The following is a 17,865-nucleotide window of genomic DNA, read 5'->3' on the forward strand; positions in this document are numbered from 1 at the left end:
GCATGGCGTTACTGAGTATTTTTGATATTTCTGCTTCTGCATTAACAGCGCAGTCTCAGCGTTTGAATGTCAGTGCAAGCAACATGGCAAACGCCGAAAGCGTCGCAGGACCGGACGGGCAGCCGTATCGTGCAAAGCAAGTGGTCTTTCAAATGGCACCACAAGGGCGCAATGAAGTGGGTGGTGTGCGTGTGAGTGAACTCATTGAAGACCCCGCACCGCCGCGTATGGAATATAAGCCTGGCCATCCACTGGCTGATGAAAAAGGTTATGTGCAAATGCCAAATGTCGACATGGTCGGGGAGATGATCAACACCATTTCGGCTTCTCGGAGTTATCAAGCCAACCTTGAAGTGATGAATACGGCAAAAACGTTATTGCAAAAGACATTAACAATAGGCCAGTAAGGGAGGTTTGTAATGGGAATTGCCGCCACAATGTACGACTCTTTGGATAATACTACAGCCGGTCCAGAGCCGGCTGCCAGTAATGTGCCAAAGAAAAGTCAAAGTGATGATATGCGTGACACATTTTTAAAGATGATTGTCACACAGATGCAAAACCAAGACCCTACTAACCCTATGGAAAATACCGACTTGACCAGTCAATTGGCACAAATCGCAACGCTTGAGAGTATGAATAAGCTAAGTGATAGCGTTAGTGGTATTTCCCAACAAATCGGTTCAGGGCAATCATTACAAGCCACTCAGCTTGTTGGCAAAGGTGTTCTTATTCCTCGCAACGAAATTATTTTAGCGCCACTTAAAAAAGAGAGCACTGGCGAAGATAGTTCAATCATTAAACCTTCAAATCCATTACCGGATGAGGGGATTAGCCCTGATAGTCCTTCAAACTTTGCACTGAGTGATAAAAGTGTGATGGGTGATGAAGGCGGCAGCGAAGAACCACAGTCCGAATTTATCTCATCTCCGTTTGGTTTCTTTTTGCCGAAATTGGCAGATAACGTTGAAATTACTATTCGCGATAAAAACAGAATGGTGGTACGCACCATTACTTATGATACCGAAGTCAAACCCGATATTTATGATATGGCTTGGGATGGTCGCGACAACAAAGGAAACCTAGTGGCAGATACAAAAGGGAAATATTACTTTGATGTGAAAGCCGTCAGAGCCGGAGCCGAAGTTGAAGTCACAAAACTAGGTTATACCCGCGTCAACGGCGTGACCCCAGGTTCTGACGCACCATTATTAGATGTTGGTATTGGGCAAAGTGTCCCCCTGAGCAGCATCTTCAAAGTTTATCCTTCATCTTAATTTATCCCCAATACTCATGGAGAAAATATGTCTTTTTCACAAGCAGTCAGTGGCTTAAATGCAGCATCAGCGGGGCTGGATTCAATTGGTAATAATATTTCCAACTCCGCGACCAATGGTTTTAAAGGGGCGACAACCTCTTTTGCCGATATGTTCGCAGGATCAGGCGTTGGTCTGGGTGTTAATGTTGCAGCAGTAACACAAAATTTTAAAGATGGCCCTATCACACGTACGGATAGACCAACGGATGTCGCTATTTCTGGCAATGGTTTTTTCCGTGTGCAAGACAAAAATGGCGATATTTACTATAGCCGTGATGGCCAGTTTTTACGTGATAAAAGCGGTAACTTAGTGAACAACCAAGGCATGATCGTCACAGGTTATCCGGCAGGTGTTGATGAGGACGGTAATGTCACTATTCAAAGTGGTGGTGTTCCTGCGGGAATTAACATTCCAACCGATATGATGGATGCTAAAAAATCAGACTTAGCCAAACTGACAGTTAACCTTAATTCAGAAGATAAAGTTAAAGATAAAAAGTTTGATATAACAAAACCTGATGATTCAGCAACTTATAATTTCAGTACCACAATGACTGCATTTGATAGTCAAGGTAATACTCACGAAATTTCAGTGTATTTTGTCAAAGAGTCTGACAATAACTGGACGGCTTATGCAAAAGATACTAACGACACAGAAGCTAAAAAATTAGGTGAATTAGAGTTTGACGGCAACGGCAAGCTAAAAGACGCTGATAAAGCCACATTTGCCTTTGCTTATAACGGGTTAAATGGGGCGGATAATGGAACGTTAAATGTCGATCTGAGTAAAACTCGCCAACAGAAAGTCAGTGAATCCTCGGTCAGTGCTATTGATGTAGATGGCTTTCCTGCCGGTGAATACACCACGTTTAAAATTGAAGATAACGGTTTAATTACTGCGAATTATTCTAACCAACAAAAACGTGTGGTAGGGCAAGTTGCGCTATCTGCTTTTGCTAACCCGAATGGTTTAGTTTCTCAAGGTGGTAACGTTTGGGCTTCTTCAAATGCTTCAGGTAACCCAATGGATGGTGTCCCGGGTGTAGGGCAATACGGCAAATTAACCAGTGGTGCGCTGGAGTCTTCTAACGTGGACATGAGCCAAGAGTTGATCAGTATGATTGTGATGCAGCGTAATTATCAATCCAATGCGCAGACCATCAAAACGCAAGATCAAATGTTACAAACATTGGTTAACTTACGATAAACCGAGAGGGTGGGCATGGATCACGTCATTTATACTGCCATGGGTGGGGCGCGTCATGCGCTTGAAAACCAAGCGGTTGTTTCAAATAACATTGCTAATGTGTCAACGGCGGGCTTTAAAGCACAACTATCGGCAATGCGTGCTGTGCCCATTAACGGGGACAGCGAACCAACAAGGACACTGGTCGTTGCCTCAACACCCGGTGCAGATATGAGCCAAGGGCCACTGAACTATACAGGCAAGTCAACAGATGTGGCGTTAAATGACAAGCACTTTTTGGCTGTTGAACTTGCCGATGGCAGCGAAGCCTACACGCGTAACGGTAATATTCAGGTTTCGAGTGAAGGTGAGTTAATGATTGGCGAGCGTCGTTTACAAGGGGATGGTGGTCCTATTAATGTTCCGCCGAATGCAGAATTAACTATCGGCACAGACGGCACAGTGACAGCGCTATTGGCGACCGACCCCCCAACGATGCTAGGGCAGATTGGCCGTTTAAAAGTGGTTGAAGCACAGCCACAAGACCTACTTCGTGGGGAAGATGGGTTATTTCATTTATCACCTCAAGGCCAAGCGGCTAATGGCAATGTGCTTCCACAAAGTGAGCGCGCTATCGTTACCGCTGGTGTGATTGAGGGAAGTAACGTTAATGCTGCTGAAGCCATGGTTTCCATGATTGCCAATGCAAGGCATTTTGAAATGCAAATGAAAGTAGTCCGTAGTGCTGATGAAAATGCACAGCGGGCAAACCAATTGCTTGCCGTCAGCTAAATTCAGTAAGGAATTATTATGATCCGTTCATTATGGATTGCAAAAACAGGGCTTGATGCTCAACAAACCAACCTTGATGTTATTTCTAATAACTTGGCAAACGTCAGTACTAATGGTTTTAAACGCCAACGTGCCGTTTTTGAAGATTTAATGTATCAAAATATTCGCCAACCTGGCGCGATGAGCTCTGAGCAAACATCGTTACCGTCAGGGTTACAAATGGGGACGGGGGCTCGTCCCGTTGCCACAATGCGAGTTCACGCACAAGGTGCGTTAAACAAAACGGGTAATACCAACGATATCGCTATTCGAGGCCAAGGTTTCTTGCATGTACAAATGCCAGATGGTACCGACGCCTATACCCGCGATGGGGCATTGCAGCCCAACCAAGATGGCCAGCTTGTAACCTCAAGCGGTTACCAAATTGTCCCTGCGATTATGATCCCTGATAACGCAAACAGCATGTCAATTGCCCGTGATGGTACGGTTTCTATCACCGTTTATGGTGATAATCAGCCGCAACAGATTGGTCAAATCACCTTAACTACTTTCATCAATGATGCAGGTTTAGAAAGTATGGGTGAAAACCTGTATATGGAAACGGCAAGTTCAGGTGCCCCTAATGAAAGTGCTCCGGGAACGAATGGTGCAGGGTTGATTTATCAAAATATGCTAGAGACATCTAACGTCAATGTTGCCGAAGAGTTAGTGAATATGATCCAAACTCAACGTGCTTATGAAATTAATAGTAAGGCAGTATCCGCATCTGACCAGATGCTACAGCGTTTAACTCAGCTGTAATTGGTTTATTGAGCGGGAAAGACACAGAAAGGTAACTTGCAATCACGATGGTGAGTTACCTATGAGAGGGATCTCTTCGTGATGGTAGAACGTACACTGCAGCAAAAGAGTAGCATGATGATTGAAAGCAGCACGATTTCTCAACAGCAAAAAATAGCGTTGCAAACGCCTTTAATCGCAACCAAACAGGTGGGATTAGTCATTGCTTTGGTTTTGATTACCAGTGGCTGCGCACACATAAAATCACGTCCGTTAGTGGACACACAGACAACGGCAATTCCAAGTGCACCGACGGCACCTGCACCGAATGGCTCAATATTTCAAAGTGCTCAGCCGGCGTATTATGGCTATCAGCCCCTATTTGAAGATAGGCGCCCTCGTAATGTTGGCGATATTTTGACTATCAATCTGCAAGAAAATGTCAGTGCTAGCAAAAACTCGTCTGCAAATGCGAATCGCACTGGGAAAACTGGTTTCTTGGCTGCGATACTGCCCGGCTTTATGCAAGGCTGGATTGGCGGTAAGAATACCGAACTCGATATTAAAGGTAATAGTGACTTTAGTGGTAAGGGCGGAGCGAATGCCAATAACACCTTTAAAGGGACGATTACCGTGACGGTAGACCAATTACTGGCGAACGGTAACTTACATGTCGTCGGTGAGAAGCGTATTGCCATTAACCAAGGGACGGAGTCGATCCGCTTCTCTGGCGTGGTTAACCCACGGACCATTGGGTCAGATAACCATGTAAGCTCCACACAGGTGGCGGATGCACGTATTGAATATGTGGGTGATGGTTACATCAATGAATCGCAAAACATGGGCTGGCTGCAACGCTTTTTCTTAAATGTTTCGCCTTATTAATTGAACATAAGAGAGAATAGCCGAGAGAACTCAATGAAAAACAAAGTATTAATTTTGCTATCGCTATTTTGCTGTTTTGTATTTGCAGCGCACAGTGAACGTATTAAAGATTTAACCACGGTTCAAGGGGTACGTGATAACGCATTAATCGGTTATGGACTTGTTGTCGGGCTCGATGGCACGGGTGACCAAACCATGCAAACCCCATTTACAACCCAAAGTTTAAATAACATGTTGTCGCAAATGGGGATTACGGTCCCCCCCGGTACTAACATGCAATTGAAAAATGTGGCAGCGGTGATGGTAACCGCAAAATTACCACCTTTTGCGCGTACTGGTCAGTCTGTGGATATCGTTGTTTCTTCAATGGGGAATGCAAAAAGCTTGCGGGGTGGAACATTATTGATGACGCCACTGAAAGGTGTTGATGGGCAAGTCTATGCCATGGCGCAAGGAAATATTCTGGTTGGTGGAGCTGGCGCAAGCGGTGGTGGTAGCAGCATTAAAGTGAATCAACTTAATGGTGGACGCATTACTGGCGGGGCAACGATTGAGCGTGAACTACCAAGTAACTTTGGGCAAAGTGGCGCAATTAACCTGCAATTAAACGAAGATAGCTTCACATTAGCGCAAGATATTGCAGATGCAATAAACCGTATGGGGGGAGTCGGTTCAGCTTCCGCGTTGGACTCGCGTACGGTTCAATTATTAGTTCCGGCTAACAACCGTGACCAAGTACGCTTTTTGTCTCGGGTACAGGAACTTAACGTGCGGACACCAATGGCAGAAGCAAAAGTGATCCTCAATTCACGGACCGGTTCAGTTGTCATTAACCGCAGTGTGACACTCGAAAGCTGTGCGGTGGCTCATGGTAGTTTAGCGGTTACCGTTGAAAGACAAACACAAGTCAGCCAACCTGATACCCCATTTGCAGGTGGGCAAACGGTCGTAACCCGTAACACCAATGTCGGTATACGCGACCAAGGTGGTTCATTGCAAAAAGTGAATGCGAGTGTGCAATTAAACCAAGTTATTCAGGCTTTAAATACTTTAGGTGCGACGCCAAACGATTTGATGTCAATATTGCAAGCTATGGAAAGTGCAGGTTGCTTGCGTGCAAAATTGGAGATCATCTAATGAGTGATATGCAGCTATTGCAAGGTGCCGCGTTTGATTTACAGTCGCTAGGCCAGCTAAAAGGCGAACTGAATAAAAACCCAGAGCAAGGGCTGCGCCAAGTCACGCAGCAACTTGAGGCAACATTTGTCCAAATGATGCTAAAAAGTATGCGTGACGCATTACCCCAAGATGGTTTATTTTCCAGCGACCAAACGCGTATGCTCACCAGCATGTATGACCAGCAAATCGCCCAAGATCTTTCACAAAAAGGCTTAGGTTTTGGTGAGATGATGTACCAACAGTTAACGCGCGAGCAAATAGAGCCTAATGTAGCGCTCAGCAATAGCATGTTACCGCTCGATGAAAAAGCCATCCAAACATTGCCACCATTTAATATGCAGCAGATGATGCGCCATTTTGCGCCTACGGGGGATACGCTTTCAGCACCATTTCAAAAAATCAAAGCGTTATCGCTTAACAGCAGTAATTTTATTCGTCGCTTAATTGAACCAGCAAAGGCTGCAAGTCAAAACAGTGGTATTTCACACTTTCTCGTCTTAGCGCAGGCGGCATTAGAAAGTGGTTGGGGACAGCGGGAAATTTTGAAAAGTGACGGTAAAACCAGCCATAACTTATTTGGTATTAAAGCTGGAAAAAACTGGCAGGGACCCGTCACTAATATCATGACAACCGAAGTCATTAATGGTAAAACAATAAAAATGCGCGATGACTTCCGAGTCTATGGTTCATACGAAGAAGCGATTGCTGATTATATCAGTCTATTAACCGAAAACCCGCGCTATAAAGATGTGAAAAAAGCGCCGACGCCTGAAATTGCTGCGCGTCGCTTACATCAAGCCGGTTACGCCACTGACCCAAGTTATTCAGACAAACTGATCACCTTGATTAACCAAATTCGCGGTCATCAACCGACAGCAAATACCTCGGCATCAAGGGCAGTGCAAGCCTATACCATAGACTTAAACGATATTTTTTAAAAACACGGAATTAATGCGAGTTTGGCCTAAACAATTACGCTGAATTTCCGATAACCAAATATGCTGTAAATAATTTGAGTTGCTTATCACTTTGATTGTGTCAGCCAATTAAAGGGGTCAGCATCTAGAACAGGAAAAGCTTATGCTGAACAATGTAATGAATAATGCGCTCAGTGGTGTGAACGCTGCACAAGGCGGGTTAAGTGTGATTTCTAACAACTTAGCGAACGCAGGTGTAGGTTACTATCACCGCCAAAGTGCTGTTTTCGGGGAGAATCCCGGTACGATGACACCTAATGGCTATTTTGGTAACGGCACTTATTTCAGCCATGTTCGCCGTGAGTTTGATGAATTTATCAATGCACAGTACAGCCAATCACGCGCTCGCAGCGGTGATTATGAGGCGTACGTTAAAAACTGTAATAAAGTCGATGATTTGCTTACTAATGATATTGAAGATATCTCCAGTAATATCGGTAGTTTTTTCACTTCATTAGATGCAGCAACCAGTGACGCCAGTGATAAAACATTGATTGACGTTTTCTTGGGCAATTCAAATGCGTTGGTAAGTCAATTTAAAGACGCTGATCGCCGTTTACAAGAAATGGAGCGGGATATTAATCACCAAATCGAAAATAAGGTGAAAGATATCAATACATATGCGGAAAAAATTGCCGGTCTAAACCAGCAGATCTCCCGTGTACGTTCAGTCAGCGGTTCTGAACCTAATGATTTATTGGATGTGCGTGATCGCTTAGTAAATGAAGTTAACTCGTTAGTTGGGGTTAAGGTCATTGAACAAAACGGCAACTATAATGTGACGTTTGCCAATGGTTTACCGCTGGTGACTGGCGAAAAAGCTAACCGTTTAGAAGCAGTCCCTTCATCAAAAGACGATAGCCGTTTTAGTATTGGTTTTGTGGGCGCAAATGGCCAAGCGCGTGAAATCCCAGATGGGTCATTTCGTGGGGGAGAGCTAAGCGGTATTTTGCGTTCTCGTCAGGAAGTGATTGACCCGGCTTATCAAAAACTCAATAAATTAGCATTAGTTTTTGCAACGAAATTCAATGAAGTTCATAGCAAAGGCTATGATGCCAATGGTAATACGGGTAAAGACTTTTTTGAGATTGGTAAAGGCAGCGTTGTTAGCAATACCCATAACAGCGGTAAAGCGGATTTCGATTTGAGTTATAGCGATGTCTCTAAGGTGACAGGCAATAACTATGAAATGCGTTTTGATGGTAGCGAATGGAATGTCACTCGTTTACCTGAAGGCACTAAAATTTCGGTAGATGATTCAACCGCAGGCACACTGAAATTTGATGGTATAGAAGTCAAAATAAGCAATAGCCAAGGCATAACAAAAGGTGATTCTTTCCTTGTTAAGCCTGTGAGCGGTGTTATCAACGGTATGCAAACATTGATTAGTGATGCATCGGGCTTTGCTGCCGCGGGGAGTAAAGATAGTGGCCCAGGTGATAATGAAAATATTAAAGAGCTGGTTAAATTACAAGACCAAAAACTGATTGATGGCGGCTCGACCTTCTCTGATTTCTACGCAACCTTAGTCAATGATGTCGGTAGTAAAACTAAACAAGCCCAAATTGATTCGGAAACACAAAATAAAATGACTGAGAGCTTTTATGCCCAAGAGCAGGCTATCTCAGGCGTGAATATGAATGAAGAAAGTATTCAAATGCAGAAGATCCAGCAGTTTTTTAATGCGAATGCGCAAGTATTAAAAACGGTGGATGATTTGTTTAATGCGTTGATGCGTGCATTCTAAGTTTTAGCAATATAATAAGGGTTTAGCGATGCGTTTAAGTACAAATATGATTTATCACCAACGCCTGCAAGACATGAATAATGCTCAGGCGCGTTGGATGGATGCAGGTAGCCAATTAGCCTCGGGTAAGCGCGTGAGTAAACCGTCTGATGACCCTCAAGCCTCATCACAAGCGGTGCGAATTAGCCAATCAGAAAACCGTAACCAGCAATATGTGGCAAGCCGTGGGTTTGCAAAAACGGGCATGACATTGCAGATGAGTATTTTGACTCAAATGACGGATGTGACCACACAAATTGATACCACTATCATTCAAGCTTCTAACCAAGGTGCTTTAAGTGATAAAGACCGTCATTCACTGGCAGAACAGTTAACAGGTTTAAAAGAACAACTGGTGGGATTAGGTAATACAACGGATGGTAATGGCCGTTATATTTTTGCTGGTTTTAAATCGGATAAGCCCCCGTTTGAAATTGACGCTGATGGTAATGTGTTGTACCACGGCGGTGATAAACCGATTATGCAAAATGTCGCTAGTGACCGAGAAATGACCACCTATTTTACGGGTGCGCAAGTTTTTGAGACGGGCAGCGATAATGTTGTTAATGTTTTCAAAGCGTTGAATGCAGGTATTGATGCGCTGAAAATTCCACAACAAGATGCGCCTCAAGCTGATTTAGACCGCGCTCAAGCAGGGATGGATGAAGCTAACCGTGGAATTAAAGCAGCGCTTGACCAAATTTCTAATATTGAAGCGAAACAAGGCTTACAACTGCAAGAAATTGATAAATTAGATTTCTTGGCAGATACCCGTTCGATTCAAAATGCAGCTCGTAAAAGTGAGCTGCTTGAGACCAACTGGACGGGTACTACGACGGATTACTATAAAGAAAAGGCGATGTTTGATGCATCCCAAAGTATTTTTAAAGATTTAAACAGTATGTCACTTTTTGGTAACCGTTAATAAATTAAAGGTTTAATTTTACTCACCGCGCTTTGGAGTGATTCGAGCGCGGTTTTTTTTATTTTGAGGTACCTTTATTTACGCACTATTTTTGTTTGTGCATATTGCATAAATCCCGATTTGTTTTACCCTAGTTTGACCTTTATTTTTTGCTATTTAAAAAATTAATTATTAAACAATAAGTTAGGATACCCTCCCAAAACAAAGGTATTTTGGCGTTTATAAAGCTAGTACATTGTTTTCCTTTGTTTTATCTTATTTAACTAATAGTTCACTGCCATACAGGCAGCTTAGAAAACACAAAAAACGCTCAATAAATGAGCATTTTTGTTCACTGCCATACAGGCAGCTTAGAAATATTATCTAGTTAACCCTACCGCCCTCGCTGGGTTCACTGCCATACAGGCAGCTTAGAAAAGAATGACAATACAATATATGATAATTTTGTATGTTCACTGCCATACAGGCAGCTTAGAAAACTAACTAAGTCGTCTACGCTTTGTTTAAGGTGTTCACTGCCATACAGGCAGCTTAGAAAATCAACAAGCTGCTTATCGAGCATAAACGATTGTTCACTGCCATACAGGCAGCTTAGAAAACATTGCGCCATTGTCGACGAGTATCACGAACAGTTCACTGCCATACAGGCAGCTTAGAAAATCATTATCTGCATAGCACGGCTCTCGCATTCGTTCACTGCCATACAGGCAGCTTAGAAATTCTCGAAGGTGGCGACGAGCGATTGTGGGCGGTTCACTGCCATACAGGCAGCTTAGAAACAGTTTACTTTGCAGTTACTGAATACGGCATAGTTCACTGCCATACAGGCAGCTTAGAAAACACGGTTAAATCACCATTTGCGTCATTTATGGTTCACTGCCATACAGGCAGCTTAGAAATTAAAGCAAATGCATCACTAGATAGGCTTAAAGTTCACTGCCATACAGGCAGCTTAGAAAATCATTAATTTCATCAGCCGCAAGCAACCCGTGTTCACTGCCATACAGGCAGCTTAGAAAATAAATAACTTGGCTCCGAGTGTTAAGTTTAGGTTCACTGCCATGCAGGCAGCTTAGAAATCATGCTGATGAATGGGATCAGGATGTTCTCTGTTCACTGCCGTATAGGCAGCTTAGAAATCTTCATTGCATCTCTGCGAGTTAAATTAATCGTTCACTGCCATAAAGGCAGCTAAAAAACAGCCAAGGAGTTATTTTTACTGGATATTCTGTGAAACCCCTCGCAAATTTGGCTTTAGTGATAATTTAAGGCTTGTTTCATTGGTTAAAGCTTATTCTAATAAGATTGATTCAAAAAACTTATTATTTAAGGAAGAATTCAACTGCTTATGGATGACTTTTCACCTAGTGACTTAAAAACCATCTTACATTCCAAGCGCGCTAACATGTATTACTTAGAGCATTGTCGAGTGATGCAAAAAGATGGTCGAGTGTTGTATTTCACAGAGGCAAAAAATGAAAACCTCTATTTCAATATCCCTATTGCAAATACAACAGTTTTGTTACTTGGTACAGGAACATCAATTACCCAAGCCGCAATGAGAATGTTATCTCAAGCGGGGGTGCTAGTTGGGTTTTGTGGGGGTGGTGGTACACCTCTGTATATGTCTACAGAAGTAGAATGGATGACACCACAAGGCGAATATCGGCCAACGGAATATTTACAAAGCTGGTTATCGTTTTGGTTTAATGATGAAAAAAGGTTAGCCGCGGCTAAGGTATTACAACAGTCGCGTATCACATACCTACAGAAAGTTTGGCAAAGCTCTCGTGAATTACAGAATGAAGGGTTTGTATACCAAGACAGCACGATTCAATCCGCATTAAAGGCCTTCCATAATCGCACTATCGCTGCTCAAGATACACAAGAACTACTGCTTACAGAAGCTCAGTTAACTAAAACCTTGTATAAATACGCAGCTAATAATACAGGGCAAAAAAATTTCACTCGTCAACACCAAGCTGTTGATAAAGCGAATTCTTTTTTAAACCATGGTAATTATCTGGCTTATGGGTTAGCCGCAAGTTGCCTATGGGTACTGGGTATTCCCCATGGTTTTGCAGTAATGCATGGTAAAACTCGTCGTGGCGCTTTAGTCTTTGATATCGCAGATTTAATTAAAGATGCGGTTGTTTTACCGTGGGCATTTATTTGCGGTAAAGAGGGGGCAACAGAGCAAGAGTTTCGCCAGCAAATATTGCAATCATTTGTTGACCATCAATCCCTTGATTTTATGTTCGATGTAGTTAAATCTTTGGCATTACAACAAAACGAGGCACAACAACAGGTTACTCAGCTATGATGGTAACCTTTATTTCTCAGTGTGAAAAGCACGCGTTAAAGCGGACTCGGCGGGTACTAGATGCATTTGCTAACCGAATTGGTGACAATACATGGCAAACCTTGATCACCCAAGAAGGGTTGCATACAGTACAAAAATTACTGCGCCGCAGCGCCAGTCGCAATACAGCTGTAAGCTGCCATTGGATACGTTCTCGCTCTCGCAGCCAATTATTATGGGTAGTGGGAAGAAAAAACAAATTCAATGAACAAGGTTATGTTCCAGTGAACCGAACAGAAAAATCCTTACTGGGTAGTGAGCAAGGAAATGATTGGAAGTATTTGCCGTTAATTAATGGATTTGTTCGTTTAGCCGCTTTGTTACATGACTGGGGAAAAGCCTCACAATTGTTTCAAGATAAATTAAACCCCGCGTCAAACATGCGTTTTAAAGGCGACCCGCTGCGCCATGAATGGGTATCGTCACTGCTATTTAGTGCATTGGTAAAAAGCCAGAAAGAACCGAATAGTGACGAAAATTGGTTGGATGCATTAATCACTTCATCATGGCATGAGCAACAATTACAGTCGTGGATGAAGGGAAAAAATCAACTGGAAAAACCACTAAACCAGCTACCTGATGCAGCTTCATTGCTGGTTTGGTTGATTGTTTCCCATCACAGGTTACCCTTTTTGGCTAATAAAACAGAGCGTCTACAATATGCAGATCAACCCTGTAATTCATTAGCTCAATTATTAGATATTGTTGATAAACAATGGGGATACCAAAATCTCTATGATGCTTCAGAATATGCGCAACGCATTCAGCAATGCTTTGAATTCCCTCATGGCTTATTAAGTGAGTCAAAAGTTTGGCGTCAAGCCCTAAGTCAAGCGGCAGAACACCTTAAACACCAACTTCCGTTATTTGATGAAGCGCTAAGCAATGGTTGCTGGCGATTAGTTGCTGAACAAGCACGCTTGTGCTTGATGCTGGGAGATCACAATTACTCCTCAAAGGAGGCAGACCCAACATGGCAATCAAATATGGCGTTATATGCCAATACCCAGCGCGTGAATGGGCAAACTGCATACAAGCAACGGCTTGATGAACACTTGGTTAATGTGGCTAATATTGCGGCAAATATTACGGAGTACTTGCCATTCTTTGTCATAGAACCCCCTGTAGCGAGTGATATTAACTTACTGAAACAGCATAAAAATGCCTCAGGGCAATTTAGTTGGCAGGAAGATGTGGTTAATACCATTGAGCAATATCGAGAACAGCAACAAGATAAAACGGAAGGGTATTTTGTTGTCAATATGGCAAGTACGGGCTGCGGTAAGACGGTTGCCAACGCTAAAATTATGCAAGCGTTATCGGAGGATAAACAAAGCTTGCGGTTTATTCTTGCGTTGGGCCTCAGAGCTCTCACATTGCAAACAGGGGATGAGTATCGTACTCGCTTAGGCATAAAAGATGACAACCTTGCAGTATTAATTGGCTCTAAAGCCGTTTTAGACCTTCATCAAGAAGATAAACAAAAAACAATTCAACAAGAGCTCCAATTAGCAGAATTTGGTTCTGAGTCCCAAGACCGCCTTTTTGATGATGAAGGGCTTGAATTAAATTGGTCAGAAGAAAAATGGCAAGGTAGTTTACCAGAAGAAGAGTTGGCTACTGTATTGACGCGGCCTAAAGATAGAGCTTTGCTTTATGCCCCTATTTTAGCTTGTACCATTGACCATATTATGGGGGCGACGGAAACCCTGCGAGGTGGTCGCTATATTCTTCCCTATCTTCGATTAATGTCATCTGACTTAGTTATTGATGAAATTGATGATTTTACAGGGAATGACCCCGTAGCTATTGGGCGGCTTATTTATCTCGCAGGGGCCTTGGGGCGTAAAGTTATGATTTCATCAGCCACTATCCCCCCTACACTTGCTGTTTTTTATTTTAATGCTTACCAACAAGGCTGGCATATTCATGCACTTAGCCATCAAAAATCCTTAAAAGTCGGTTGTGTTTGGGTGGATGAGGGGCAGTATGATGAGAAAAAAGATAAATGCATACATGCATGCCAAATCGCAACCATTACCACAGCCGATGATGAATTAACGGTCAGTCATTATCGTCAGTACCATAACAATTTTATAGAAAAACGTGTAAAGGCATTGCGGGCGCTGGTTGCTCGCCGAAAAGCCTTTATCTTGCCGATACAAAAAGAACAAGGTAAAGACTTACAAACTCAGTATTTTGCACACATTCAGCAAGCTATTCTTAGATTGCATCAGGCTCACGCCTATTCTGAGAGGGAAACCCAGTTGCAAGTTTCCTTTGGGGTTGTGCGTGTTGCTAATATTCCAGTTTGTGTTGCATTGACTCACTATTTACTGGCGGCACAATGGCCTGAAGAGGTGGAAATTCGTACTATGGCCTACCATAGCCAACAGGTACTACTTTTACGTCATGAGCAAGAAAAACACCTTGATGGCGTATTGAAACGTAAGGAAAAAGAAGGAGAGCAGCCTGAAGCATTCCAAAACCCTATTGTTAGGCAGCATTTAGACCAAGCCTACCGAAATGGGAAAGCTAAACATCTTATTTTTATTTTAGTGGCAACACCGGTGGAGGAAGTCGGGCGTGATCATGACTTTGATTGGGCCGTTATTGAACCTTCATCTTACCGCTCAATCGTACAGATGGCGGGGCGGGTTCGTCGGCACCGTGCGGGTGAAGTGGCGAGCCCTAACATCGCTTTACTGCAATATAACTGGGTCGCTTTTCAAGGGAATAATCAACGAGATGCATTTTCCAAACCAGGTTATGAAAATCGCAATCTAAACCTTAGCTTATCAACTTATAACCTATCTGAGCTGGTGGATGAATCACAGCTACTTAAATCTGTTGATGCCATTCCTAGAATACAGCCTATTACAGGTTGGAAAACTCAGCAAACAACTAATTTAGCCTGTTTAGAACATGCATCAATCGAACGGCTGATGGGCGATGTATCCACCGCTAAGCCTGCTAAGGCAGCCGTAAGAACACGCTCTACATTTTTATCAAGCGCAGTACTTCCTAAAAACCGCCCGACCACGCTATGGGGGTATACCAGTGGGGGGTGGTGGATGACGGCACTTCCTCAGCAGTTTGCGTCATTTAGGGAAAGTGAACCGACCAAACGGGTATCCTTAATCTTATCAGCAAAAAATAGACTTCACTTTTGTGAGTACGACAAAGACAGTGGTTGGGTCACGAAGGAGGATGAATATGGAATTGGTTTTCAACCACTTGCCGAACCATTAAAACAGCGCTTATGGCTCATCCGAGACTATCAGCAATCATTGGCGAGCCGAGAAAATGAATATCAGCAAGCAGAGCAGCTTTCAAAACGGTATGGCGAAATTAGTTTCTTACCGCGTAAAAGTAGCGGAGTTTTTTACCACTATAACGACCAAATGGGGCTCAGCACATTTAAGGTTTTTGAATAGAAACTTAAGTCACAAGGACCATTTACTATGTTAGATCCAGCAATAGAGGCTTTCTTTACAGAGCGTAAAGAAAGTTGGCTTAAAAAAAATGTAAAAGCGTCGATGAGTGAAGGGGAAATACAGCAACTGCAGCAGAAATGTGATGCTATTTTATCATTGGCTCAGTGGTTGCCGAGTGCTGCGAAGCGGGCGGGGCAAATTTCATTATCCACGCATCCTTGTACCTTTAGTCATCCAAGCTCTAGAAAAAACAAAAACGGGTATGTCACCCCAATATTAGCGAGTGCAGAGCACACAAATGATGGCTTGCTCCGAACAGGGAATGTCATGGTTGAGACGGATGCATTGGGTAATGCGGCAGCGCTTGATGTATATAAATTTCTCACACTTGAATTGCAAGATAACCGAACGTTGTTGGCCCATATTAAGGATGAAACACCGTTAGCAAAAGACATACTTAATCAAGGGGATGAAGAGTATCATTTACTCAGGGATGGTTTTCTTGCCATGGTGGTGGCAGATAAAACCGTGATCACTAGCTCAAAAATAAAACAAGTTTACTTTCCTGTGTGGTTGGAGGATAACGAATACCATTTATTATCTCCACTGACCCCATCCGGTTTGGTTTTTGAACTACGCAAACGTATTGATACAATTCGATTTTCTGAGCAAACTAAGGCACTGCGTGATTTAAAACGCAAGGGGGAATTTAGCCAGGTTGGCTATAAAGAAATTTATGGGTTAACCACTATTGGCTATGGGGGAACTAAGCCCCAAAATATTTCCGTGCTTAATAATCAAAATGCAGGGAAAGCCCATTTATTGCCGTCATTACCCCCCCAAATAGCTCAGCGTAAGCGGCGTTTACCTACTTATGACTTCTTTACCAATACTGTAAACCCTTGGCAAGTTAAAGAAACGTTAGAAGCATTTCATGGTTTGATCTCCCTACCGAAAGCGCAGCGTGGTAGCCGTTTTATTGAATATCGTGATAGGCGTATCCAAGAATATGTAGACTACATTATGTTGACCATGTGGGAGGTCAGGCGTGGGTTTGAACAGAATAACATTCAATTACCCACTCAATTAGCAAAAGTACAGCAAATTTGGCTGTTTCCAGACCAACAGCAGCGTAATAACTCGGATGAATGGCTAGAGGGAATTATTACTCTTATTGCTCAGCAGTTTATGCGTCATTACAAAAAAGTGTTAGGGAAAAAAGCCATTGCTTTAGGTAACGACGAGCTAGCGGCTATCGCGCAGGTTATCGCCATTAATAAGGAGCTGTTACGATGAGCTCAACCTACATACTCAAGCTTCCTCATATCAAAATACAAAATGCCAATGCGTTATCTAGCCCTTATACCATTGGCTTTCCAGCCATGACGGCTTGGCTCGGTTTTATGCATGCCCTAGAGCGTAAATTGCGGGCTGATGGCCACTTGGATATTGTGTTTGATTCTATTGCTGTTATTAGTCACGCGTGTGATTTACAAACCTATCGCGGGCCGAATGATTATGTTAACTCCATTGTAGGTACTGCAAACCCATTGAATAGTGACGGTACGCGTTCCGCATTTATTGAAGAGGCCCGTTGTCATTTAGACGTGTCATTACTTATCAGATATGGCGTGAATGACGGTGGTAAGACTAAAGCACTCCCTACACAATCGCCTATTTTAGAGGTCATTTACGACTTAATACAGACGATGAAGCTCGCTGGTGGCGACATTCTTTCATTAGATAAACCAACAGCACATATTCTGCAATCAGATGAGGTAGACGGGGAATCAAGGCAGGGGCTGCTAAATAGCGTAATGCCCGGTTATGCGCTAATAGAACGCAGGGATTTAATGATTCGAGCGATGGAAGATGGGCAAGATGCTATGGATGCTTTGTTGGACTATGTGGTGGTAGAGAATAATTGCGTCGAATGGGGCAACGAAAATGAGGGGAAATCGCAATTTGAATGGCGTGCTCAACGTAAAGTGGCAGGTTGGGTTGTACCTATTGCTACCGGATATCAAGGGGTTTCGCCACTTGCTCAGGCAAAAAATCAGCGAGATTTAGACGTACCTCACCGGTTCGCAGAAAGTGTTGTGACGCTCGGTGAGTTTATTTTGGCAAACCGCGCTAACAATATTAATGAAATATTGTGGCAATACGGTTATGACGAACCTAATAACCTTTATTTATGCCAACAAGTGGCATCTAAATTTATTTCGAGTGGAGAATAAG

General features: G+C 43.0%; 14 protein-coding genes and 1 CRISPR repeat array. All 14 genes read left to right on the top strand.

The genetic code is table 11. From position 1 onward, the window contains the following. The first annotated feature begins 2 nt into the window (after positions 1–2). The 14 genes from flgC (at position 3) to csy2 (ending at position 17,864) form a co-directional block, all read left to right on the top strand. On the top strand, positions 3–407 hold the full coding sequence (flgC, locus tag ACHB7C_RS00875; RefSeq protein ID WP_042844266.1) for a flagellar basal body rod protein FlgC: 405 nt from the start codon (positions 3–5) through the stop codon (positions 405–407). A 12-nt stretch (positions 408–419) separates the two neighbouring features. Beyond that, a complete protein-coding gene (locus ACHB7C_RS00880; RefSeq protein ID WP_048606788.1) occupies positions 420–1,277 on the top strand; it encodes a flagellar hook assembly protein FlgD in 858 nt (285 codons plus the stop codon). Positions 1,278–1,304: 27 nt separating this feature from the next. Beyond that, complete coding sequence (flgE, locus tag ACHB7C_RS00885) at positions 1,305–2,525, top strand: flagellar hook protein FlgE (RefSeq protein ID WP_048606790.1); 1,221 nt, start codon at positions 1,305–1,307, stop codon at positions 2,523–2,525. Between the two features lie 15 nt (positions 2,526–2,540). Next, the gene (locus ACHB7C_RS00890) at positions 2,541–3,296 is read left to right on the top strand and encodes a flagellar basal body rod protein FlgF (protein ID WP_042844263.1); all 756 of its coding nucleotides are present in this window, start codon (positions 2,541–2,543) and stop codon (positions 3,294–3,296) included. An 18-nt stretch (positions 3,297–3,314) separates the two neighbouring features. Beyond that, positions 3,315–4,097 (top strand): flagellar basal-body rod protein FlgG, encoded by a 783-nt coding sequence (gene flgG, locus ACHB7C_RS00895; protein ID WP_042844262.1) that lies wholly within the window; start codon positions 3,315–3,317, stop codon positions 4,095–4,097. 81 nt (positions 4,098–4,178) lie between these two features. Continuing rightward, positions 4,179–4,961: a flagellar basal body L-ring protein FlgH gene (locus ACHB7C_RS00900; protein WP_173424802.1), complete on the top strand. Its 783-nt coding sequence runs from the start codon at positions 4,179–4,181 to the stop codon at positions 4,959–4,961. Between the two features lie 33 nt (positions 4,962–4,994). After that, entirely contained in the window at positions 4,995–6,098 is a 1,104-nt protein-coding gene (locus tag ACHB7C_RS00905; protein WP_042844261.1) for a flagellar basal body P-ring protein FlgI, read from the top strand. Further along, positions 6,098–7,078 carry a flagellar assembly peptidoglycan hydrolase FlgJ gene (gene flgJ, locus ACHB7C_RS00910; RefSeq protein ID WP_048606792.1) on the top strand — a complete coding sequence of 327 codons (981 nt, stop codon included), beginning with the start codon at positions 6,098–6,100 and terminating at the stop codon, positions 7,076–7,078. Before ACHB7C_RS00905 ends, flgJ begins: the two co-directional genes overlap by 1 nt. A 142-nt stretch (positions 7,079–7,220) precedes the next feature. Continuing rightward, complete coding sequence (flgK, locus tag ACHB7C_RS00915; RefSeq protein ID WP_272678816.1) at positions 7,221–8,864, top strand: flagellar hook-associated protein FlgK; 1,644 nt, start codon at positions 7,221–7,223, stop codon at positions 8,862–8,864. 28 nt (positions 8,865–8,892) lie between these two features. Beyond that, entirely contained in the window at positions 8,893–9,828 is a 936-nt protein-coding gene (flgL, locus tag ACHB7C_RS00920) for a flagellar hook-associated protein FlgL (protein WP_042844258.1), read from the top strand. Between the two features lie 269 nt (positions 9,829–10,097). Continuing rightward, positions 10,098–11,027: direct repeats of the CRISPR family, unit length 28 nt; unit sequence GTTCACTGCCATACAGGCAGCTTAGAAA. 149 nt (positions 11,028–11,176) lie between these two features. Next, positions 11,177–12,151, top strand: a complete 975-nt coding sequence (gene cas1f / locus ACHB7C_RS00925; protein ID WP_042844257.1) for a type I-F CRISPR-associated endonuclease Cas1f — start codon at positions 11,177–11,179, stop codon at positions 12,149–12,151. Further along, positions 12,148–15,627: a type I-F CRISPR-associated helicase Cas3f gene (gene cas3f / locus ACHB7C_RS00930; RefSeq protein ID WP_395346163.1), complete on the top strand. Its 3,480-nt coding sequence runs from the start codon at positions 12,148–12,150 to the stop codon at positions 15,625–15,627. The genes cas1f and cas3f overlap by 4 nt, the downstream gene beginning before the upstream one ends. A 27-nt stretch (positions 15,628–15,654) precedes the next feature. Then, positions 15,655–16,923 carry a type I-F CRISPR-associated protein Csy1 gene (gene csy1 / locus ACHB7C_RS00935; RefSeq protein WP_210855509.1) on the top strand — a complete coding sequence of 423 codons (1,269 nt, stop codon included), beginning with the start codon at positions 15,655–15,657 and terminating at the stop codon, positions 16,921–16,923. Next, entirely contained in the window at positions 16,920–17,864 is a 945-nt protein-coding gene (gene csy2, locus ACHB7C_RS00940) for a type I-F CRISPR-associated protein Csy2 (RefSeq protein WP_395346165.1), read from the top strand. The genes csy1 and csy2 overlap by 4 nt, the downstream gene beginning before the upstream one ends. The last annotated feature ends 1 nt before the right edge of the window (position 17,865 follow it).

The organism is Providencia sp. 2024EL-00732 (assembly GCF_044006275.1).
Taxonomy (GTDB): Bacteria; Pseudomonadota; Gammaproteobacteria; order Enterobacterales; family Enterobacteriaceae; genus Providencia; species Providencia huashanensis.